We start from the raw sequence: 21,984 nt of genomic DNA, 5'->3' as shown, positions 1-21,984 counted from the left end.
TCAGAAGCCGGCTTTTTTTATAACTTAAACTGACTGAAAAAACCCGCCTCATAACTACTTCCTACAGGTATCTCATTCCCCGCTATTAAAATAATTTTATTACGCACCTGCTCTATATGTGCTAACGGCACAATAAAAGATCTGTGTACTCTTACAAATGCACTGGCGGGTAGTTTTTCCAGTATACCCTTCATTGTCATGCGCACTACTAAAGGGGATTGCTGCAACAGATGTATTTTGAGATAATCATCTAATCCCTCGATAAATAATATATCAGAAGGATTCACTTTCACCAAACCATAATCTATCCTGAAAATAAGCGGTGTTGGCGGCGGCTGAAACAACTTTGCTTTTTCAACAGCCTGCAGGAAACGTTCAAAAGTAAAAGGCTTCAACAAATAATCCAGCGCATTGAGATTAAATCCTTCCACAGCATATTCACTATGCGCAGTGGTAAAAATGACCATTGCCTTTTGCCCTATAGACCTGTATAAATCAATACCTGTCATAGAAGGCATGTTGATATCGAGGAACAGTAAATCCACCGGAGATTTACTGAGATACTTCAAGGCTTTATCGGGTTGATTAAATGTTTGCTGCAGATGGATAAAATCCACCCTTGCGCAAAAGGATTCTAATACTTTCAGCGCCGGTACTTCATCATCTATCGCAATAGCTTGTATCATCATGTTAATTGCAATAACAGTGAAACAGAGAAATAATGAGGATCATCTGTGATCTCCAGTGTATGCCTGCCCGGGTATAGTAATTCCAGCCGTTTCCTGGTATTCTCTATCCCCAGTCCGCCTTTATCTTCCGGCATTTCCTGTACGGTCACTTTATTATTGAACGCAGTAAAATGCAGTTGATGTGTTGTGATATTGATCTCTATCCGGATATCCGAATCTTCTGCGGCATTCACGCCATGTTTGAATGCATTTTCTACAAAAGAGATAAGGATGAGCGGAGCAATCCGTTCTCCCACATACACCCCATTTACCCTGAAAGATAAAGGCACTGCATTGCCGAAACGGATCTTCTGCAATTCAATATAATTTCGGATATAATCAATTTCTTTAGATAGAGAAACAAGATGATGCCCGGAATCACTGATGACATAACGCATCATGCCGGATAACTTTACAATTGCGGCCGGTGTCTGGTCAGATTTCTCAATGGCCAGGGAATAGATGCTGTTAAGCGTATTGAATAAAAAATGAGGATTGATCTGTGCTTTGAGATAAGAAAGCTCCGCATTCAGTTTCTCCTTTTCTGATTGTCGCCAGCGGTTACTGATTTTCAGGATCAGGGAAAAGAAGAATACGGCAAGGAAAAGGAATACCTGGTGACTTACATCCAGTAATATCGATCTTGAGGTTTGCTGCTGCTCCGGCATACGGGGTGGGGGAGGCATGGGATATCTTTCATCCGGCGGAGGTGGCGGCTCCGGTCTGTAAGATGATCTTTGGGCATGAAAGCCGTTATCCTCGTTTACCAGTGAATTGGGCAATAATATGATTACCGCAAAGCATAAAAAGGAAATAAGGAAGAACCCGGTATATTTCCGTTTGAAGTAAAAGACGGGTATCAGGTAGAAGAAGTTGAAATAAAAGAAGAGGATCAGGGCGAGGTACACCAGAAAATCTTTCAGCGCAGGAGCATACTTCCACAAGTCGCCCACACTGTTCGCATCCGGTGAAAAAACAATAGGAAGCGCCAGGAAAGTCACGCATCCGGCAATGTGGATCAGTACTTCTCTTAATTTGCTCTTCATCATTTGTTACAAATGTAAGGGCAAAATCGGCTTTTTTACCAGCACTTCTTACATTTGCAGCATGATGAAGCGAATATTCGGGTTATGCTTTTTATTACCTCAGCTGTTACATGCACAATTACCGGGAAAGAACTATCCACAGGGATATTTCCGCAATCCACTGAACATCCCCATTCAGCTGGCTGGTAATTTCGGGGAACTTCGCCCCAATCATTTTCATGCAGGTATAGATATTAAGACCCAGCAAAAAGAGAATCTGCCGGTGCATGCAGCCGCAGACGGTTATGTAAGCCGTATTGGTGTATCACATGTCGGCTACGGTAATGTACTGTATATCACCCACCCTAATGGGTATACTACTGTGTATGGACACCTGAACAGGTTTTTTCCGGCCCTGGAAGAATATGTGAAACAACAGGAGTATGCCGCTGAAAGCTGGGCCACTGATCTAAAAATCCCTGCAGGCAAGTTCCCTGTAAAGAAGGGCGACTTTGTCGCCTGGAGTGGTAATACCGGTGGTTCTGCGGGACCGCATGTACACTTCGAGATCAGGGGTACTGAATCAGAAAAACCGCTGAACCCCTTATTATTCGGCTTTGACATACCGGATAGCCGTGCTCCGGACGTATACCGTATAGCTATCTATGATATGGATAAGAGCCTCTATGATCAGACGCCGCAGATGGTTCCTGTGAAAAAGGTGAACGGGGAATATGTGACTACGCAGGCGGTAATCCCTGTAAAGGCAGCACAGGCCGGACTGGGGATCAACGCGGTCGACCGCATGGGTGTTGCGCCTAACTCGTATGGTATCTACGAAGTAGTACTGTTTGACAGGGACGTGCCTAACAGTGGCTTCCAACTGGATAACATAGCCTTTGAAGACTCCCGTTATATCAATGCTCATATCGACTATAAAACAAAGAAGAGCGGTGGTCCGTACCTGCAACTGCTGTTCTCCCTGCCAGGCAATAAACTGGATATCTACAAAGATGTGCAGGGAGATGGTGTGCTTGACCTTTCCGATGGAAAGCCTCATCCGGTAAAACTGCTGGTAAAGGATGCCTATGGAAATACCAGTACAGTGAAGTTCTCTCTGCAACATAGCGGAGAACCTGCTGCGGTGCCTGCGTGCGCCAATACCATGTATGCAGAGTCCCGCAATATATTTGAGAACAACCAGGTAGAGTTCTTCATGGAAGAAACAGCCCTGTATGATCAGATCTGTTTTAACTATGCAGAATTGCCATCTACCCCTAAATCTTATTCTGCTACCCTGCATCTCAATACCCCGTTAATTCCTGTGCATAATTATTTTACACTGCGCATGAGGCCCAACAAGCCTGTTTCTGCTGCTTTGCAGCGTCAGATCGTGATGGTGCGCGAAGGACTTGGAGAGGATATTGCAGGTACCACTTACGAGAATGGCTGGTTTATCGCTAAGTTCCGCGATTTCGGTAACTTCCACCTGGAAGCAGATACCATTGCGCCTAAGATTACAAGCGCTTTAAAGAATGGCGTCAACCTGTCGAAGGCTGCGAAGCTGGTATTCTCTATCAGCGATAACAGCGGCATTAAAAGTTACAGGGCAGAGCTGGACGGCCATTGGCTGATGTTCTCCCGCAAGAGTAACGTCATTACGTATACTTTTGATGAACATTGCCCTGCAGGTGCTCATACGCTCAAACTCACTGTAACAGATGTTGCAGGTAACACAGGTACCAAAACATTCACCTTTACCAGATAGTTATGACACATTTAAAAGAAGGAGATAAAGCACCCGTTTTCAAAGGAAAGGACCAGTCCGGAAAGGACGTAACCCTCACCAGCCTGAAAGGCAGGAAAGTAATCCTGTATTTCTATCCGAAGGATATGACACCAGGTTGTACGGCGCAGGCCTGTAACCTGCGGGATAACTATGATGCATTGCTGAAGAAAGGTTATGCCGTTGTAGGTGTGAGTGTAGACGGAGAAAAGAGTCATCAGAAATTTGCAGAAAAATATGATCTTCCTTTTCCTTTACTGGCAGACGATAATAAAGAGATCGTAACCCAGTATGGTGTGTTCGGAGAAAAGCAGATGATGGGCAAAACATACAATGGCGTTTACCGCACTACTTTTCTGATCAATGAGAATGGAATTATAGACAAGATCATTAAGAAGCCTGATACAAAGAATCACACAGAAGAGATCCTCAAAATCTGGTCATAATAAAAAGGGCATTTTGGGGTTTTACAGGGCTTCACTCTGTAAAACCCCTTTAATTTTTTATGATGGAGCGAAGCTCCATCATAAAAAATTGCTCACAACTGATTATAATAAAAAAAGGTCCCGGGATTATCCCGGGACCTTTTTTTATTATAATCAGTTGTGAATTATCTCTTCTGACGTTGTTTCTTGAACAGGTTACCAGTTTTGAACTTGTTACCTTCAGGGCTACCTACACGGTCCATTGCACAACGGAAACCTACAGTGTTGGTGGCCATATCTTCCTGCATGAAACGACGTGCACCAGGAGACAGCCAGTAAGCTCTGTCATTCCAGCTACCACCTTTAACAACGTGTGATTTGTCGTTCACCAGTGAAGTAACACCATAACCATATTCAACCATAGAAAGCGTATCACCATCTAAGTAGTTAATAACATCACCTTTCTGGTAGTTCAAACGGTTGGCACTTTCTTCATCAGTTACATCACGCATTTTCAGGTGACCCAGGCTATCCTTTTCAGGTTCGTTTTCGCCATTCATATAGGTAGTCTGGAACTTGTTACCACGGAAGTAGTTAAAGTCATCACCATCGATTGGGTTCAGCGGACGATATACGTCAAGTACCCACTCGCTAACGTTACCAGACATGTTATAGATACCAAAAGTGTTCGGGAAGTAAGACTGTATAGGACCAGGGATGGAAGCACGGTCATTCAGACCACCAGCCATACCCATGTTATCACCGGAACCACGTTTGAAGTTGGCCAGGAATTGTCCCTGCCATGCTCCGCGACGGATATCTCTCAGACCACTTGTGTTGGTTCCCCAGGAGTAAACCTGTTTGTTCATGATCAACTCTTCACCACGTTTACCTTCTTTCTTGGAAGGACCAGGGTTCTGGCCGATGTAACCCAGTGCAGCGTATTCCCACTCAGCTTCTGTTGGGAGACGGTAGTTAGGTAACATTACACCATCTTCGAATTGAGCAGTACGGGGAGAACCATCCGCATTCTTAAACTGTGCCTTGGTTTCCTTGCTCATCTTACCGGGAATACCTTCGTATAAACCAGCAGTATATGACTTAGTATCGAATGTGTTATCGTCTGCCTGATTGTTGATATCAGTTTTTCCGAGTAAACCTTTGTCGATCAGCATCTTTTCGTTTACACGGTTAGAACGCCATTTACAATAGTCTACTGCCTGTTTCCAGTTAACACCTACTACAGGATAATCATTGTAAGCAGGGTGACGGAAGTAATATTCTACCAGAGGCTCGTTATAAGCCAGCTCGCTACGCCAAACCAGGGTATCCGGTAAAGCTTTACGGAAAACATCAGGGAAAGATTCTCCATACATTCTGCGGAGCCAGTACAGATATTCACGATAGTGCACGTTCGCAACTTCCGTTTCATCTATGTAAAATGAAGATACCGTAATACGTCTTGGAATGTTATTCCAGTCAGCCATTACGTCTTGTTCGGTCGCTCCCATTGCAAAGGTACCACCTTGCACGAAAACTAAACCCGGACCAGTTTGTTGATCTTTACTCTTGGCTACACTAAAACCTCCCATCTTGGGATCGTTATAGTTCCAGCCAGTGGCCGAAGATTTTGCCTTTTTGCCACCGCTGCCGCTTTTGTTGCAGGCAGTCATCGACAACATGACACTGGCGCCTATGAGCATTGAGACAGAGGTTAATCTATGCATGCGAATTAGCTTTAGTATTTGATGTTTTATGGTAAACGCAAATGTAGGATATTTTATTTTATAGTAAAAATAATTAATCTGTAAGCGTTTGCCTGTTAATTAAACGTATATTGTTTTGAATCAATGTTTTAACTCTAAAAGATTTTGGTCGCCTACACATTAAGTTAATATTACTTATTTCGTCCCCCTATACCCCCTTTTACACAAGTAATCAAAGAGTTGGTCGATTTCTGAAGATAAATATACTTTAAATTTATTATGTTTGTTCAAATTGCCGGTATGAAAATTTTTTGCCTCAACTGCTTACTCTTTATCTGTTGCCGGACACTACCGGTAATAGCTAAGGATGGTACAGGCAAACCTCACTCCGTACTGGCATCAGGAAACTGGTATAAACTGGCGGTTACCCAACAGGGGATCTATAAAATAGATGTTGCCCGGTTAGCCGCCATGGGCATCAGTACCAGCGCCATTCAATCATCAGGTATAAGACTATTTGGCTCCGGTGGACAAATGCTACCGGAGAATAACGCAATTTCCCGCTATGATGATATACCGGAAGTAGGAATAATTATTGAAGATGGGGGAGATGGCGTGCTAAATGGGGCAGACTACCTGCTTTTTTACGCTCCGGGCCCACATAGCTGGACATATCAGGGAGGCAACTATACCCACACTGCCAACCTTTACAGCGACACTGCCTATTATTTCCTCAACATAGGTACTGCTGCCGGAAAACGTATTACGGCAGATAACAGCGAACCTGCTGCCACAGCTTCCGTGAACACATTCGATTACCACGCCTTCTACGAAAACGATAGCATCAACTTTTTAAGCAGTGGTAAACAATGGTGGGGAACAGTATTCAGTAGCGTACAACCGGTACGTACCATCAGCTTCTCCCTGCCATCAGTACCCGCATCGCTCAGCATAGGTTCCCGCGTAGCCGCCAGGGGACTCAGTTCCGCCAGCTTTTCCATAGAAACGAATGGCAATGCTGTCGGGAAATTATCCTTAACGCCCATTAGCGGTAACATCTTTGAATCCTTTGCCTCCACTGCGTCGGGCAGCTTTTCCGCTACCCCTGCAGGCAATAATGTCCCCGTCACCCTGCGCTTTACACCCGGCAACAGCGACGGCCAGGGATGGCTGGACTATATCACTGTGCAGGCTCGTTGCCCGCTGCAAATATCACAGGATCCTCTATTCTTCAGGGACGCCGGCAGCATCGGGCAAACTGCTCAGTTCACCCTCAGCAACGCCACTGATCAAACGCAGGTCTGGGACCTCAGCGACCCTTTACAGCCTGTAGCCGTAAAAACCCGCCTTAACGGCAACTCCTTATCTTTCTCGCGCAGTAATACTTCTCTGCACGAATACGTGGCCTTCTCCAACCAGGGGTTCGGGCAGCCTGCATTTATAGGCATGGTACCAAACCAGGACCTGCACGACATTAGTAATGTGAATATGCTGATTGTCACTACGCCGGCTTTGATGGGAGCTGCCTCTCGTCTGGCGGCATGGCATACCGCGCATGATGGATTGGCCGTGAAAGTGGTCACTGTCAATGATATTTACAACGAATTCGCCTCGGGATCACCAGACCCTACCGCCATAAGAGACTTCGCAAAAATGTGTTATGATAAAGGAGCCCTTCAGTATTTACTATTATTCGGAGATGCTTCCTATGATTACAAACACAGTACCAACATGGTGCCTGCCTGGCAAAGCACTATCTCCACAGATCCTATCAATGCCTACCCTTCAGATGATTTTTTCGGATTCTTTGATAATGATATCAATGACAATGGGAGCCAGAACCTGCTGAAAATTGGCATTGGCCGGCTGCCTGCACAAAAAGCTTCCGAAGCGGAAATCCTGGTAGACAAGATCATTCACTATTATGATGCGGCCAATTTCGGCCGCTGGCAACAGCATATCACCTTCGTGGCAGACGATGGGGACAATAACCTGCATCTGGAAGATGCGGAGTACATGAGCAACATTGCACAGCAGCAATGGCCTGCCGCTAGAGTAAATAAAATCTACCTGGACGCCTATCCTAAAATATCCGACGCCGGTGGCAGCCGCTATCCGGCCGTCAATACCGCCATTGCAGAAGATATTTACAACGGTACTTTAATCTGGAACTATACAGGTCATGGCAGCTATTCCCGCCTGGCGGAAGAAGTCGTCCTAGATGAAAGCTCGCTGGATACCTGGAAGAACGGTACTAAACTGCCCTTGTTCATTACCGCTACCTGCGACTTTGCGCCTTTCGACAACCCTGCCTACACTTCCCTGGGGGAACAAATACTGTTAAGGGAAAATGGCGGAGGCATTGCCTTAATGACTACCACCCGCGCGGTATTTGCGGCTTCTAATAAAGTGCTGAATGCCAATTATCTGCAAGCATTATTGACACCGGGAGCAGATGGTCGTATGCCTACCCTGGGAGAGGCGGCCATGAGGTCGAAAAACCTCACTTACGCCACGTACAGCGATATTCCCAATAACAGGAAGTTCCAGTTGCTCGGAGACCCGGCGCTGACACTGGCCTTCCCTGAATATCACATAGTCACTGATTCAATAAACGGAGATACGCTCAGGGCATTAGGTCGGTACACTGTTTCAGGTCACCTGGAAGACGAACAGGGTATGCCGCAGAACACCTATAATGGTATCGTATATCCTACCGTGTATGATGCACCTGCTTTACAATATACACGGGCCAACGATGCGGGGAGTGATAAAACAGGATTCTATCAGCAACAAAATATCCTTTACCGCGGATCTCAGACCATCACGGCAGGTAAATTTACTTTCACCTTTGTCGTACCTGCGGATATTAATTACCAGGCAGGGGAACCCGGTAGTATCAGCTACTATGGTACCAATGGGGTTACAGCTGCGGGAGGAGTATATTCAGCATTCAGGGTGGGGGGAACGGATGCTGCTGCCGCAGAAGATACGCAGGGACCGGATATTAAAGCATACCTTGACAATGAATACTTTAGAGATGGAGACATTACAGGAGAGAACCCTGTATTGTTATTACATCTGTATGATGATCACGGTCTTAACACTACAGGGTATGGGATCGGGCATGATATGGTAGCAACCCTGGATAACGACCCTGATCAGTATTACATCCTGAATAATTTTTTTGAAGCAGATCTGGATGGTTATAAAGCGGGGAAAGTGAATTTCCCCCTGTATGGATTGCCTGCAGGAATGCATACACTTTCAATCAAAGCCTGGGATACATATAATAATTCAGGAACCGCCACCCTGCATTTTAAGGTAATAAACGGCAATGAAATGGTAGTCTGGCATGCGGGTTGCTTTCCCAATCCTTTTCATAATCAGACAAATTTCACGTTTACACACAATCAGCAAGGCCGGGAACTGGACGTTACAGTCAGGATTTATACAATAGAAGGACAACAAGTAAAAACTATTCGTCATACAATAAATGCTTCAGGTAACCGTTATCTAGGGGCATATTGGGATGGCACCAATGATGCGGGTTCTATAATGTCACCTGGAATCTATATCTATAGCATAATGGTAAAAGCGAATGGAAAAGCACAAATTTTAGGTGGAAAAGTAATTCTATTATAACCTATGCATCAAAAGAATAAATTAGTTTCGCGCATCGTCCCTTACCAGGCCCCTGATCTTGTATATATTAAAAATCGAACTATTTTTACATCTCGTTCTAAATACAACTGCATGTACAATTGCATGATACGAAAGGTAACTGTAAACCTTTTTCTTATTTGTTGCCTTACAACTGGTTTCTCTGCTGTAGCTCAAATCACCAGCGGTAGCGTTGATGGACGTACCAATACTATCAATACGGCTGTACCTTTTCTGCGTATTTCTCCGGATGCCCGTGCAGGTGCAATGGGGGATGCAGGTGTTGCCACCTCGCCCGACGCTAACTCCATCTACTGGAACCAGGCCAAGATCCCTTTTGCAAAAAGCCGTTCTGCGGTGTCCGTTACTTATACCCCATGGCTGAAAGAACTGGTAAATGACGTATTCCTGGCTACTATAGCTGGTTACTACCAGATGGATGAAATGCAGGCCGTATCCGGGTCCCTGCGTTACTTCTCCCTCGGTACTATCAATTTCACAGATATCTCTGGTCAGCCTACGTACGATTATCACCCACGCGAGTTTGCATTCGATGCAGGTTATTCCCGTAAATTATCAGATAACTTCTCTCTGGCGCTGGCTGGCCGTTACATTTATTCCAACCTTGCCAGTGGTGAAGTAGGGGGCCGTGTAATCAAACCGGGTACTGCTTTTGCAGCAGACGTTTCCTTTTTCTACACGAAAGAATACGAAAAAGAAAATGGGACTGTAAATACCTGGAACGTAGGTCTTGCACTGACCAACATGGGTACCAAGATCTCTTATACTTCTTCAGCTACCAATAAAGATTTTATCCCTACTAACTTCGGTTTAGGTACTGCCTATACCTTCGGTCTGGATGAAACCAACAAAATCATGCTCACCGCCGATGTGAATAAACTGATGGTGCCTACTCCGGACAGCCTCGGTAAATACCGCGAAAAAGGTACTTTACAGGGTATGTTCTCCTCTTTTGGTGATGCACCGGGCGGTTTTAAGGAAGAATTAGAGGAATTCACCGTATCTGCCGGTGGTGAATATACCTACAATGATATGTTTGCTGTCAGGCTCGGTTATTTCTACGAAAACAAAAACAAAGGCAACCGTAAATACGCTACTGCCGGTGTGGGTGTTAAGTATAACATGTTCGGACTGAACTTCTCTTACCTTGTTCCTTCAGGAAACGGTATCCAGCGTAATCCGCTGTCCAATACCCTGCGATTCACGCTGATCTTCGATCTTGGTCATCAGGACGAGGGTGATGGTGGCGCTACCTGGTAATACATCTGAAAATTAAATAGTTAATATTTTTTTAAAATGTTTAAATCCTCCGGATATTTCCGGAGGATTTTTAATTTAGAGCTTATCTTCATTTTTCATAGACATATTATATCATGAGCAAACTGCGTATCGGGTCGGGAGTGGATTTTCATCAACTGGTAGAAGGCCGCGATTTTTGGTTAGGGGGAGTTTTAGTTCCACATCATAAAGGGGCCCTGGGCCATAGTGACGCAGATGTTCTGCTGCACGCTATCTGCGATGCCATGCTGGGCGCCCTTGCCCTGGGAGATATAGGGTTACATTTTCCAGATACGGATAATACTTATAAGGATATAGACAGCAAAATCCTGTTGCAACGCACAATGCAGCTGGTAGGTGAGAAAGGATACCAGGTAGTGAATATTGATAGTACCCTTTGTTTAGAGGCCCCTAAAATAAAACCCTACGTGCCACAGATGCAGGAAACTATTGCCCGGATTCTTAGTCTGACTATAGAAGATGTTTCCATCAAAGCGACCACCACCGAAAAACTGGGCTTTGTTGGCCGGGAAGAGGGAGTAGTGGCCTATGCTACCGTACTACTGGAAAAATACACTATTAACTAATTAGAATATCTTTGCCCCATGGCTGCTATTTCAGTAAAAATCATCAATAAATCCGCTAATCCTCTGCCAGCTTATGCCACGGCAGATGCGGCAGGTATGGACCTGCGTGCCAACCTGGAAACAGCAATTTCGCTGCAACCACTCGAAAGAGTATTGGTACCCACCGGCTTATTCATAGAACTGCCTTCGGGGTATGAAGCGCAGATAAGACCCCGCAGTGGCCTGGCTATCAAACAGGGACTCACCCTTTTGAATACGCCTGGCACAATTGATGCCGATTATAGGGGAGAGATCAAGATCATTATGATTAATTTGTCCAACGAACCCCAGGCCATCGCACCCGGAGAAAGAATTGCACAGATGATCATCGCACCATTTGTGCAGGCCCGCCTGGAAACAGTAGAGCTGCTTACCGATACAGAACGCGGCACCGGCGGGTTTGGACACACAGGAAAATCTTAAATATGAGAATAAGGAGAATAGAGGGAAACAACAGAGCCAGGTCATACTTTAGATGCGTGATGCGTATTTCCATGCCCCTGTTGCTTTTTACCGTTCTCTTTTCATGCCGCACACCCAGGAAAACGACCGCTTTTACCCCGCCCCGTATCTACATCAAAGATCCGGCACTCCTGGAACAAAGGGCAGACAGTATTTTCTTTGCCGCACAGCGTTCTAAAATACTAGGTGATTACCGCACGGCTATCACCCAGTTCTCAGACTATCTGCGTCTTAAGAAGAACAATCCGACTGCTTACTACGAGCTCTCCCGCCTTTTTGTGGAAGTTCATAACCCCGGATATGCACTGGGCTTTGCCCGGCGTGCTGCCAGTCTGGATACTGCCAACAAATGGTTCCAGATTACCCTGGCAGATGCATTTGGGGTGAACAGTATGTACGATAGTGCAGCTAATGTCTACGACAATCTCTCAAAAAGATACCCTTCCAACGACGAATACCTTTACAACAAAGGGATGTTCCTGGCAAAAGCAGAGAAGAACTCCGCAGCCCTGGACGTTTTCGACCAGCTGGAACAAAAAACCGGTGTCGTGGAAGAACTGGCCTATCAAAAACAACGCCTGCTGCTTAAACTGGACAGGGTAGATGATGCGGCGGCGGAAATCCAGAAACTCATCAACCAGAACCCGGGTGAGACACGCTTTTACCTGGTGCTGGGAGATATTTATAATGCCAATGACCGTACGGACGAAGCCAAAGCCATCTATAATACTGCACTCGGACTGGATTCCAGTAACCCGCGTGCATTGATTGCTTTAGCCGGTTATGCTAAAAAGGAAGGCAATTACAAAGAATACTGGGCATACCTTACCCGTGCTTTTGCCAATCCTGAATATAGCATCGATGAAAAAGTGGCTTATGTATATCCTTACCTGCAGATGCAGGGAGTAGACAGCTCCAAGCTAAAGGAAGGTCTGCAACTGGCACAGCTGGTTATCCAGGCTCACCCGGACGAAGCCAAAGCATACGCTTTACAGGCGGATATGTACTCCCAGGCAGGACAACTGGATAGCGCCCTCGTTGACTACAACAAGGCGGTGACACTGGATTCTACACGTTACACCGTATGGTATCAGATGATGTGGATTTATTCCCGAAGGGAAGATCCTAATAACTTATTGAGAGTGAGTACAATAGTTGCTAAAAAGTTCCCACAGGAATTTATGGGCCACTATTTCAAAGGCGTGGCTGACTTTTTGCTACAAAATTATCCGGCAGCAATAGACGCTCTCAACAGTTCCCTGATGGCCAGCAAGGCAGAAAAGGGCATGAAAGCAGATGTATACTCTCTGCTGGGAGATGCCTACCATGCTACAGGACAGCATTCACAATCAGACAGCAGCTACGACCGTGCGCTGGCCATTACGCCAAATGATGCCACTGTACTGAACAATTATAGCTACTACCTTTCCCTGCGCGGCGAACAACTAAACAAAGCTGAAGAGATGTCACGCCGCTCACTGGAACTGGAACCTGCAAGTACCAATTACATGGACACCTATGCATGGGTACTGTTCCGGCTGGGAAAATACGATCAGGCAAAACAATGGATGGAGAAAGCCTTGCAGGCTAAAGACGCCATGCAAAACCCCAATATGCTGGAACATTACGGAGACATTCTGTTTAACCTGCATGAAGTGGAAAAAGCAATGGAATACTGGCAACTGGCTAAGGAAAAAGGGGCAACTTCTGTAGGACTGGCGCGCAAAATTGCAGAAAAGCGCTACATCCTGGCTACAGAAAGAGAATAACAGAATAAAGAACATGATGAAGCAGACACTAGCACTAATTACATTAGGTATTATAAGCACAGGAATGTTTTCATGCAGGCACGCACGCCATATACAGCGTTCTGCTTTTCCCGTAACTGATACTAGTCAACATAACACCACCACTCCCGACAGCAGCGCAATCGCAGAAGCCAACACTTTCAATAAAAACATGCTGTCCAAAATCCGTAGTAACATCATCGGTTTCAATACCTTTTCAGCCAAACTGAAAGTAGATTTTGAAAGTGAAGCAAAACAGATGGCTGGTATCAGCGCTGTGATCCGTATGCAGAAAGACAGTATCATCTGGATCTCAGCTTCTCTTCCCGTAATTGGTGAAGTAGCACGTGCCATCATTACTCCGGACAGCCTTAAAGCAATAGACAAGTTTCATAAAAAACAATATCTCCGCGCTATAAGAGATGCGAACGATGTATTGAATATTCCATTCGATTTTAAAACACTGCAGGATTTAATCATAGGTAATCCGGTATATCTCACGGATTCCATTTACCAGGTTGTTAAAACGCCCGCAGTTATTTCATTCAGTTGCGACAGTACTTTATTCACCAGTTTGTTTAATGTTTTTGCGGATGATTATGTGTTACAGCAGAGTAAGGTGATGGATAAGGACAGCTCACGCAAACGTTCCTGCGAACTCACCTATGGTGAATACAAATCTCAGGATGGGCATAAGTTCGCTACACGTCGCCGTGTATTTGTAGAAGATAAGAATTTTACGAAGATAGATATGGATTTTAATAAGGTAGATTTCAATCAGCCTGTTAGTTTTCCATTTACAATACCTTCCGGTTATTCTAAAGAATAGTACGCTTCTGTTGAACACAAATTTGTAAATTGCTGTTTTGCAGTTATCTTTAAAACCATCATGCTGAATTTGAAGAAGTTTCTCCCATTTATATTGATTCTAGGTTTACTACCTGCACTGCTCAACGCGCAGGCAACTCAACCATCGCGGGAAGAACTGGAACATAGGAAAAAAGAGCTACAGAAAGAGATTGATGAAGCGAATGAAGCATTAAAGGTAACCAAGAAGTCTACCCGCGAAAGCCTTGGTCAGCTGAGAGCTTTGCGCGATAAGATCACGCTGCGTACCCGGCTTATCAATAATATCAACGAAGAGATCAATTTCATAAACGGAGATATCAACTCTGCCTACCGTGATATTAAAACACTGGAGAAAGATCTGGATACGCTCAAATCTCAGTACGCACAACTCGTAGTATATGCCTATAAAAACCGCAGTACCTACGACATGCTCAACTTTATCTTTTCTTCGCAGAGTTTCAACGACGCGATCAAGAGGTATCAGTACCTGAAACAATACCGCGATTACCGGCGTCGTCAGGCTGATAATATTCTCGAAACACAGGTGTTGCTGAATAAGAAAATAGAGAACTTAAGAGATCAGAAAGATAAACGTGCCGGTACACTGAAAACGGAACAGGAACAGCGCAACATCCTGGAAACAGATAAGAAAGAAAAAGATCAGGTACTCACGCAGCTCAAAGGCCGGGAACAGGAACTGATAGCAGATATCAATAAGAATAAGAAAGACGCACAGAAAGTGCAGATAGCGATACAGGTAGTAATCCGTCGTGAAATTGAAGCAGCCCGTAAACAGGCTGAAGAAGAAGCTGCGGCCAAGCGGAAAGCGCTGGAAGAAAAGAAGAGACGTGAGGATGCTGCCCGTAAAGCGGCAGCCGCAGCAGCGGCGGCAGCAAAAGCCAATGCCGTAAATGATGCAGTAGCAGATAAACCGGAAAAAGTAGAGAGACCTGCTCCTGAAGCTCCTTCCAAACCAGCTCCGGCACCGCCTGCAGAAGTAGAAAAACCGGCACGTGTGGAAAACGTACTGGAAGCTACACCTGAAGCCCTTGCATTATCAGAAAGTTTTGAAACTAACCGCGGAAAATTACCATGGCCTGTTACTTCCGGTAACATCATCGGTCACTTCGGTAAACAACAGCACGCGGTAATGGAAAGGATCACAGTAGAGAATGATGGGATCATCATCGGCACCAGCAAAGGGGCTGCTGTAAGGGCGATCTTCCAGGGCGAGGTAAGGAAAGTGGTAATCATCCCTGGTGGTGGAGCGCTTGTGATCATCCGTCATGGTCAGTACTTTACCAACTATGTTCGCTTGCAGACAGTGAATGTAAAAACAGGAGATAAAGTAAACACCGGACAGGTGATTGGAACAGCGGGTACCAATGAACTGGAAAACCAGGGAGAAGTAGAATTACAGATCTATAAAGGTATTGCCAAACAGAATCCTGAGAGCTGGATAAGAAGAAAATAATACTTCACTTTTGGGGTGCAGGGCAAAACCCCTTCAATTTTTTTGAGATGGTGCTTTGCACCATCTCAAAAAAATTACACCTTACATCACTAATGCTTTATTAATCACCTCTTCGTACAAGGCTTCATATAGCGGTATAATATTGCTGATGTGAAAACGCTGCGCCTGTTCCAGTGCACCTTGTCTCATAACAGACATCAGCTTATCGTCTTTCAACAACTGTATGGCATATTTGGCCATGCTGTTCACATCTCCTACATTGCTTAAATAACCGGTTTGTCCATGAATATTCACTTCCGGTAAACCGCCTGCATTGGACGATATTACCGGGACCTGTGCTGCCATTGCTTCCAGCGCTGCCAATCCAAAACTTTCGTATTCAGAAGGCAGAACGAACAGGTCAGAGATAGACATCACATCTTCCAGTTGTTCCTGCTTACCTACAAAACGGATATCCCCGCAAAGGTTCCATTCGCGGCACATGCCTTCTATTACTGGTCTGTCAGGACCATCACCTACCAGCAACAATTTAGCAGGCATTTCCTCACGCACTTTACGGAATATCTTTACCACATCAGGCACTCTTTTTACCTTACGGAAGTTGGATACGTGTAACAGGATCTTCTCACCATCAGGAGCGATCGCATTACGGAAATGCTGTAACTCAGGTTCCCTGCGTTTAAAACGCTCCACATCTACGAAGTTGTAGATCACCTCAATATCTTTTTCTATAGGGAATGATTTGTACGTCTCTTCCCGCAGGTTATTAGACACTGCTGTAATAGCATCAGATTCATTGATGGAGAAGGTAACTACCGGGGCATAGGTTTTATCTTTCCCTACCAGGGTGATGTCCGTACCATGCAGCGTAGTGATAAATGGAACAACTCTTCCCTGCTTGCCTACGATCTGTTTTGCCAGGTAAGCAGTGGAAGCATGAGGAATAGCATAATGTACATGCAGCAGGTCAAGCTGATGATTCATGATCACGTCTACCATCGTACTGCTTAATGCAGATTCGTATGGCGGAAAGTCGAAGAGAGGGTAGGTCGGCACCTGCACCTCATGGTAAAATATATTGGCATGAAAGGCACTCAGACGCACAGGTTGCTGATATGTAATAAAATGTACCATATGCCCCTTATCCGCGAGCGCTTTGCCCAGCTCAGTAGCAAGGACACCGCTACCCCCGTAAGTAGGATAACATACTATTCCTATACGCATATTTTATTGTTTGATACTTAACCCTTAGCGTGGTACATTGTACACATAACGCCGTTTACTCAATTACAGACTACGAAATTATAACATTTTAACATGATTAAGGCGTTTAATGGGATTAACGGTTTGTTAGATGATTTGCGGCACATTTGAAATAACAGCGGTAATTATTTAGCTTTAAATCCAAATATCAGATTAGTGCTTATGAGAAAATATCTACTGCCGGTATTATTGATCTGTTCACTCCCGGCAAGTGCGCAACAATTAGAGAATGATTCATTAAAACTACGCCAGTTAGCAACGGAAGTACTTACAAACAGTAAGGCTTACGAAGAGCTGAGAGTACTCACACAAACTGTAGGCGGTCGCCTGGCAGGATCTCCTCAAATGGTGAAAGCCGAACAATGGGGAGCAAAGACATTAAAAGAATCAGGTGCAGATACCGTTTATCTGCAGGAATGTAAGGTGCCTCACTGGGTACGTGGTGCAAAAGAAGAAGTGCGGATCATTTCCCGCCGCCGCGATTTCATTCCTCCTTTAAATGTACTGGCCCTGGGTAATTCTGTAGCCAGCGCTCCGGGTGGTATCACAGCGCCCATCATTGAAATTGCAACTTTCGATGAACTGGAAGCAAAGAAAGACAAGATTAAAGGTAAGATCGTATTCTACAACCATCCCTTTAATCCGGCTTTTGTCCGCACATTCGATTCTTACGCAGAAGCAGTGAGATACCGTGGACAGGGTGCCAGCCGTGCTGCCAAATATGGTGCTGTGGGCATTATCATCAGGTCCATGACACATGGTGCCAATAACTTCCCGCACACCGGCGCAATGGCTTATAACGACTCCTTCCCTAAGATCCCGGCTGTAGCCGTGGGCCTGCAGGATGCAGACCTGCTGAGCAGCCGCCTGAAAGGGGAACCCGACTTGAAACTCTACCTGCGTACCAGTTGCCGCATGTTACCTGATACAATTGGACACAATGTTATCGGGGAAATCCGCGGTACTGAACACCCTGAGGAGATCATCACTGTGGGTGGTCACCTGGATTCCTGGGACGTGAACGAAGGTGCACATGATGATGGTACCGGTTGTGTACAGTCCATCGAAGTATTAAGGGCTTTCAAAGCACTGGGTATCCGTCCTAAACGCACAATACGTATCGTATTGTTTGCTAATGAAGAAAATGGTTCCCGTGGTGGTAAGAAATATGGGGAATTAGCTAAAGCGGCTCACGAACAGCACATCTTCGCGCTGGAAAGTGATGCGGGTGGCTTCACTCCAAGAGGCTTCTCTTTTGAAATGCCGCCAGAAAAGAGGGCAAAGATCAAGTCCTGGGCCCCATTGTTCCTGCCATACGATATCTATGAATTTGATGCAGTAGGTGGTGGCGTGGACGTAGGAGAGCTGAGTGCAGCAACAGGATGTCCGATGGGTGAACTATTCCCGGATTCCCAGCGTTATTTTGATTTACATCATGCTGTCAATGATGTCTTTGCCGCCGTAAATAAAAGAGAACTGGAACTGGGCGCATTCAGCCTGGCAGCATTGATTTATCTTGTAGATGAACACGGACTATAATCTTATATAATTATGCGCAGATTCCTATTATTGATTGCCCTTGCTGTTATTGTTATTCTGGCTGCGTTCTTCGGCTATAAATACTACTTCGTATTTGGCCGTGGCGTAAAGGCAGGAGAACTGAATTACTTTGTTCAGAAAGGCTATATATTTAAAACATACGAAGGCCGGCTGATTCAGACTGGCTACCGTTCCAAACAACCGGGAGCTTTACAGTCAAATGAATTCCAGTTTTCAGTGGCAGACGAGCGTATCGCGCAGCAACTGATGACGTCCAGTGGGAAATTTGTAGAGTTACACTATAAAGAATACCTGGGTGCTATCCCCTGGAGAGGCTACAGTAATTTTATAGTAGATAGTGTGATATCGATGAAAGACGCTAATTAATATAAAAAGAGAGGCTACATGACAGCCTCTCTTTTTATATGCTTAAAGCATACCTCCTTCATGTCTCCTTCATACCTGAAGCATACCTGATGCATGGATGAAGCATGAAGCTACTGCGGTTCCCCTGCATACAGGAGAAAAATGGCCGGTTTCTTATTCAGCTCCGGTAATGTCGTTTGTTTCCAGTCCCTGATCGTACGGGTATGAATGTATTCCTCTGTCCCGGTAATATCGGCTGCCACACATAGTAATGTATGGTCCTTACAGGTAGCGAGTATATCTTTCAGGATATAATTATTCCTGTAAGGGGTCTCTATAAAGATCTGGGTCTGTTTTTTCTTATTCGCCTGCACTTCCAGGTCAGCAATCGCTTTCATTCTTTCGGCGGGTTTCACTGGCAGATATCCTACAAACTGGAAATTCTGTCCGTTCATGCCCGAAGCCATCAGCGCCAGTATGATGGAATTAGGCCCTACCATGGGTATCACCGGTGCTTCTATAGTATGTGCGGCTTTCACCACAAGATGCCCGGGATCAGCTATTGCAGGGCATCCTGCTTCACTGATTACCCCAATATCCTGTCCGGCAAGTAATGTCTTCTTTGCCAGCGCAATATCCGGAGGATTATGAGAATCCATCAGCAACAACTGCATCTCATCTATGTTGACAGTCCTGTCCAGCGCTTTCATATAACGGCGTGCTGTACGTTCATTCTCTACAAAAAACACCTTGATCCGCTGTACGGCTGCAGTTACATACGGTGGAATGGTATGTAATGTATCCGGACTTAATACGGTGGGAATAAGGTATACTTTACCAACGGGCTCCATGCAACAGTCGTTTATCTGATAAGTGAATAGTGGCGGCAATAACAGCATAGGAGGGGGCCATTACCCATCCCAGCACGGGAATGAACATCAGCAGGTAAAATACCATACCATTGCCAAGTGCCATGCCTCTATGCGCCTTTATAAAGGAAATGCTTTGTTTCGTAGTGAGCTGATGCCTTTCACAGCTGTAATCCATCATAGAAAAACCATAGAAATAGCATTCTATAAAGAAGGCAATGAGCGGCGTAATCCATCCCACAACAGGTATGAAGGATAAGATGATGAGGAATATTACACAGATGGTCTGATACAACATATTCCGTAAGGAAAGGCGTATCCCCCGCATCATATCTTTCAAAAACTGCTGCATGCTGAAAGGAAATTCCTTTCTGTCCAGCAGGGCCTCCGTTTTCTCTGATAAATAAGCAAACAGGGGAGACCCCAGTACCAGGAAAAGATATTTATAGTAGGAAAAATATAACAGCAGGAACACTATCCGTATGGAAAATGCCAGTAGAATGAAAAAGAAACTGATCCAGCTGCTGGCCAGGTCCTGAATCCAAACACGGATAGGTAACAGGTTGAAGAGATACTCTACAAAGTCTCCCGAATATCCCCATACAAAATAGCTTCCGGTAATAAACAATATGCAGTACAGGATACCGGGTACCAGTATCCATTTCCATAATTTATGCTGCATTATAAACTGATGCGCTTTCCCATAAGCCTGCACGGCTGCCAGTACTTCTCTGAATGAAAACAATTGAATGTATTTAGTGGTTAGTTAGCCCTTCTGGTTATCGATCCGGTTGTAAGTAACTAAAAATCAGTGGAACAACAGAAAAAAAATGTGGAAGGCAGAAATAAAAAACCTGCCAGGCTGATACAACCGGCAGGTTTTTTTAGGTATAATTAGTTGATTAGAACCGTGGGCAAAGTGTTCTGTACTTGTTACCGTCACTCTTCTTGTGAATGTAAATCACTGATATTTCCATACCACCGCGGTAATTGGAAGCGGGTTTCAGTGAAGAAACGTTCATGTCGTAGGAAAGACCTACGGTAAAACCGTTGATTTCCATACCTACATAAGGATTGATCGCATCTTTTAAACGATACCAGCTACCCAGGTAGAATGTTTTTGGATTATCCTCATCACCACCGCTCAGGTCGAATCCGTAAGCTCCACCGAAAGTAAACTCAGAAGCAGTACTCTGTTTCATATACAGGGCACTCACGTGGATACGGTTACCCATCCCTACAGGGAAGGAACCACCACCGTGAGCCGTCCAGCGGGCAGTAAGCCTGTTGTTATTCTCGTTCTGGAAAGTTTCGGTAGGCTGCGTGATATGATAGAAGGATGTTCCAAGATAGATATTGGAGGATTCGCCTACAAGACCGTTATAGAGGATACCGATATTAGGATCTATATAAGAGATAGATGGATGGGCAAAGGATTCACCGCTGGGAAGAGCAGGGTTATAACCATTATTATCGATCTGATTTTCAAACATCAGTTTGGTCTGATCCAGTCGCTTTTGTACATAAGTAGCCTGGATACCAACAGCTAGTGTATGATTCCCTTCAGGATCCAGACCTTTATGATAAGCCGTACTGAAACTCAGGTAAGTAGATGTAAGTGCACCACCCCCTGTTCTGTCATACATCGCCATTACACCAACACCCCATATATCTGTATAATTAATTGCATTTTTAAGAATGCCGAAGTCGATCGCCGCAGTACCTGTAGTAAATGGAGTAGAGATACTTCTCCACTGAGACCTGTAGTTGCCGGAAACACGGTAGTCACCGGAGAAAAGGCCGGTAAAAGCCGGATTCAGGGTAAGCGGAGAGGCAAAGAATTGCGAAAAATGCGGATCCTGCGCCCTTGCCGGGGTCATCATTGCAACAATGATCGTGAATAAAAGCAGCACTTTCTTCATAAAACAATACTTATATGTATAGGGTTTTCTCATGGTTCCATGTGAAGGTATTAAAAACTCGTCATATCGCAAATTAAAAATATATAATAGAAAGGATGAGGACGCCCTAACTCATTAGTAATTAATGGGTGTTTTATTATAATTTTTTATTGGCTAAGGATCTTCCGGGTATATCTATAATCCAGTCTTATGATG

The 21,984-nt window shown here is 44.9% G+C and carries 18 protein-coding genes; 11 read left to right on the top strand and 7 right to left on the bottom strand.

Annotation, left to right across the window (positions count from 1 at the left end; genetic code table 11):
• Positions 1-17: 17 nt before the first annotated feature.
• The gene (locus GO495_RS24210; RefSeq protein ID WP_157302528.1) at positions 18-689 is read right to left on the bottom strand and encodes a LytR/AlgR family response regulator transcription factor; all 672 of its coding nucleotides are present in this window, start codon (positions 687-689) and stop codon (positions 18-20) included.
• A complete protein-coding gene (locus tag GO495_RS24205; RefSeq protein ID WP_157302527.1) occupies positions 686-1,777 on the bottom strand; it encodes a sensor histidine kinase in 1,092 nt (363 codons plus the stop codon). Before GO495_RS24205 ends, GO495_RS24210 begins: the two co-directional genes overlap by 4 nt.
• A 58-nt stretch (positions 1,778-1,835) precedes the next feature.
• On the opposite strand from GO495_RS24205, the gene GO495_RS24200 reads away from it, so the two are divergent.
• Together GO495_RS24200 and bcp are read left to right on the top strand one after the other, a co-directional pair.
• Positions 1,836-3,521 (top strand): peptidoglycan DD-metalloendopeptidase family protein, encoded by a 1,686-nt coding sequence (locus GO495_RS24200; protein ID WP_170302717.1) that lies wholly within the window; start codon positions 1,836-1,838, stop codon positions 3,519-3,521.
• Positions 3,522-3,523: 2 nt separating this feature from the next.
• Positions 3,524-3,985, top strand: coding sequence for a thioredoxin-dependent thiol peroxidase (gene bcp / locus GO495_RS24195; protein ID WP_157302525.1), 462 nt, complete (start codon positions 3,524-3,526; stop codon positions 3,983-3,985).
• A 164-nt stretch (positions 3,986-4,149) separates the two neighbouring features.
• On the opposite strand, the gene GO495_RS24190 is transcribed toward bcp, so the two are convergent.
• Positions 4,150-5,691 carry an SUMF1/EgtB/PvdO family nonheme iron enzyme gene (locus GO495_RS24190; RefSeq protein WP_089782103.1) on the bottom strand — a complete coding sequence of 514 codons (1,542 nt, stop codon included), beginning with the start codon at positions 5,689-5,691 and terminating at the stop codon, positions 4,150-4,152.
• Between the two features lie 279 nt (positions 5,692-5,970).
• Here GO495_RS24190 and porU point away from each other — a divergent pair, with 279 nt between their 5' ends.
• The 7 genes from porU (at position 5,971) to GO495_RS24155 (ending at position 15,830) form a co-directional block, all read left to right on the top strand.
• Positions 5,971-9,315 carry a type IX secretion system sortase PorU gene (gene porU, locus GO495_RS24185; RefSeq protein WP_157302524.1) on the top strand — a complete coding sequence of 1,115 codons (3,345 nt, stop codon included), beginning with the start codon at positions 5,971-5,973 and terminating at the stop codon, positions 9,313-9,315.
• Positions 9,316-9,426: 111 nt separating this feature from the next.
• Positions 9,427-10,614 (top strand): type IX secretion system outer membrane channel protein PorV, encoded by a 1,188-nt coding sequence (gene porV, locus GO495_RS24180; protein ID WP_157302523.1) that lies wholly within the window; start codon positions 9,427-9,429, stop codon positions 10,612-10,614.
• 113 nt (positions 10,615-10,727) lie between these two features.
• Entirely contained in the window at positions 10,728-11,219 is a 492-nt protein-coding gene (gene ispF / locus GO495_RS24175; protein ID WP_157302522.1) for a 2-C-methyl-D-erythritol 2,4-cyclodiphosphate synthase, read from the top strand.
• Between the two features lie 18 nt (positions 11,220-11,237).
• Entirely contained in the window at positions 11,238-11,681 is a 444-nt protein-coding gene (dut, locus tag GO495_RS24170) for a dUTP diphosphatase (protein ID WP_157302521.1), read from the top strand.
• A 2-nt stretch (positions 11,682-11,683) separates the two neighbouring features.
• Entirely contained in the window at positions 11,684-13,489 is a 1,806-nt protein-coding gene (locus GO495_RS24165) for a tetratricopeptide repeat protein (RefSeq protein ID WP_157302520.1), read from the top strand.
• 16 nt (positions 13,490-13,505) lie between these two features.
• Positions 13,506-14,336 (top strand): lipoprotein insertase outer membrane protein LolB1, encoded by an 831-nt coding sequence (lolB1, locus tag GO495_RS24160; protein ID WP_157302519.1) that lies wholly within the window; start codon positions 13,506-13,508, stop codon positions 14,334-14,336.
• Positions 14,337-14,405: 69 nt separating this feature from the next.
• Positions 14,406-15,830: a murein hydrolase activator EnvC family protein gene (locus GO495_RS24155; protein ID WP_157302518.1), complete on the top strand. Its 1,425-nt coding sequence runs from the start codon at positions 14,406-14,408 to the stop codon at positions 15,828-15,830.
• A gap of 81 nt (positions 15,831-15,911) precedes the next feature.
• On the opposite strand, the gene bshA is transcribed toward GO495_RS24155, so the two are convergent.
• Positions 15,912-17,054, bottom strand: coding sequence for an N-acetyl-alpha-D-glucosaminyl L-malate synthase BshA (bshA, locus tag GO495_RS24150; RefSeq protein WP_157302517.1), 1,143 nt, complete (start codon positions 17,052-17,054; stop codon positions 15,912-15,914).
• A gap of 201 nt (positions 17,055-17,255) precedes the next feature.
• On the opposite strand from bshA, the gene GO495_RS24145 reads away from it, so the two are divergent.
• Positions 17,256-18,632: a M20/M25/M40 family metallo-hydrolase gene (locus GO495_RS24145; RefSeq protein WP_157302516.1), complete on the top strand. Its 1,377-nt coding sequence runs from the start codon at positions 17,256-17,258 to the stop codon at positions 18,630-18,632.
• A 12-nt stretch (positions 18,633-18,644) separates the two neighbouring features.
• Positions 18,645-19,019, top strand: a complete 375-nt coding sequence (locus GO495_RS24140) for a hypothetical protein (RefSeq protein WP_157302515.1) — start codon at positions 18,645-18,647, stop codon at positions 19,017-19,019.
• A 110-nt stretch (positions 19,020-19,129) separates the two neighbouring features.
• Here GO495_RS24140 and GO495_RS24135 read toward each other — a convergent pair whose 3' ends face one another.
• The 3 genes from GO495_RS24135 to GO495_RS24125 all read right to left on the bottom strand — a co-directional run bounded on the left by GO495_RS24135 (position 19,130) and on the right by GO495_RS24125 (position 21,789).
• Positions 19,130-19,849, bottom strand: a complete 720-nt coding sequence (locus tag GO495_RS24135; RefSeq protein ID WP_157302514.1) for an SAM-dependent methyltransferase — start codon at positions 19,847-19,849, stop codon at positions 19,130-19,132.
• Positions 19,833-20,612 carry an EI24 domain-containing protein gene (locus GO495_RS24130; protein ID WP_157302513.1) on the bottom strand — a complete coding sequence of 260 codons (780 nt, stop codon included), beginning with the start codon at positions 20,610-20,612 and terminating at the stop codon, positions 19,833-19,835. Before GO495_RS24130 ends, GO495_RS24135 begins: the two co-directional genes overlap by 17 nt.
• Before the next feature lie 157 nt (positions 20,613-20,769).
• Entirely contained in the window at positions 20,770-21,789 is a 1,020-nt protein-coding gene (locus GO495_RS24125; RefSeq protein ID WP_157302512.1) for a PorP/SprF family type IX secretion system membrane protein, read from the bottom strand.
• Positions 21,790-21,984 lie beyond the last annotated feature (195 nt).

The organism is Chitinophaga oryziterrae, assembly GCF_009758125.1.
Lineage (GTDB): Bacteria > Bacteroidota > Bacteroidia > Chitinophagales > Chitinophagaceae > Chitinophaga > Chitinophaga oryziterrae.
Note: the sequence above shows the minus strand (reverse complement) of the source record. Positions and strands in the feature narration are given on the sequence as shown.

Excerpts from the sequence above, each read along its gene's own strand:
- bcp (WP_157302525.1), top strand. The coding sequence starts at position 3,524 with ATGACACATTTAAAAGAAGGAGATAAAGCACCCGTTTTCAAAGGAAAG.
- GO495_RS24145 (WP_157302516.1), top strand. The coding sequence starts at position 17,256 with ATGAGAAAATATCTACTGCCGGTATTATTGATCTGTTCACTCCCGGCA.
- GO495_RS24190 (WP_089782103.1), bottom strand. The coding sequence starts at position 5,691 with ATGCATAGATTAACCTCTGTCTCAATGCTCATAGGCGCCAGTGTCATG.
- GO495_RS24140 (WP_157302515.1), top strand. The coding sequence starts at position 18,645 with ATGCGCAGATTCCTATTATTGATTGCCCTTGCTGTTATTGTTATTCTG.
- porU (WP_157302524.1), top strand. The coding sequence starts at position 5,971 with ATGAAAATTTTTTGCCTCAACTGCTTACTCTTTATCTGTTGCCGGACA.
- ispF (WP_157302522.1), top strand. The coding sequence starts at position 10,728 with ATGAGCAAACTGCGTATCGGGTCGGGAGTGGATTTTCATCAACTGGTA.
- dut (WP_157302521.1), top strand. The coding sequence starts at position 11,238 with ATGGCTGCTATTTCAGTAAAAATCATCAATAAATCCGCTAATCCTCTG.
- GO495_RS24210 (WP_157302528.1), bottom strand. The coding sequence starts at position 689 with ATGATGATACAAGCTATTGCGATAGATGATGAAGTACCGGCGCTGAAA.
- GO495_RS24165 (WP_157302520.1), top strand. The coding sequence starts at position 11,684 with ATGAGAATAAGGAGAATAGAGGGAAACAACAGAGCCAGGTCATACTTT.
- porV (WP_157302523.1), top strand. The coding sequence starts at position 9,427 with ATGTACAATTGCATGATACGAAAGGTAACTGTAAACCTTTTTCTTATT.
- lolB1 (WP_157302519.1), top strand. The coding sequence starts at position 13,506 with ATGAAGCAGACACTAGCACTAATTACATTAGGTATTATAAGCACAGGA.
- GO495_RS24200 (WP_170302717.1), top strand. The coding sequence starts at position 1,836 with ATGATGAAGCGAATATTCGGGTTATGCTTTTTATTACCTCAGCTGTTA.
- bshA (WP_157302517.1), bottom strand. The coding sequence starts at position 17,054 with ATGCGTATAGGAATAGTATGTTATCCTACTTACGGGGGTAGCGGTGTC.
- GO495_RS24205 (WP_157302527.1), bottom strand. The coding sequence starts at position 1,777 with ATGATGAAGAGCAAATTAAGAGAAGTACTGATCCACATTGCCGGATGC.
- GO495_RS24125 (WP_157302512.1), bottom strand. The coding sequence starts at position 21,789 with ATGAAGAAAGTGCTGCTTTTATTCACGATCATTGTTGCAATGATGACC.
- GO495_RS24135 (WP_157302514.1), bottom strand. The coding sequence starts at position 19,849 with ATGGAGCCCGTTGGTAAAGTATACCTTATTCCCACCGTATTAAGTCCG.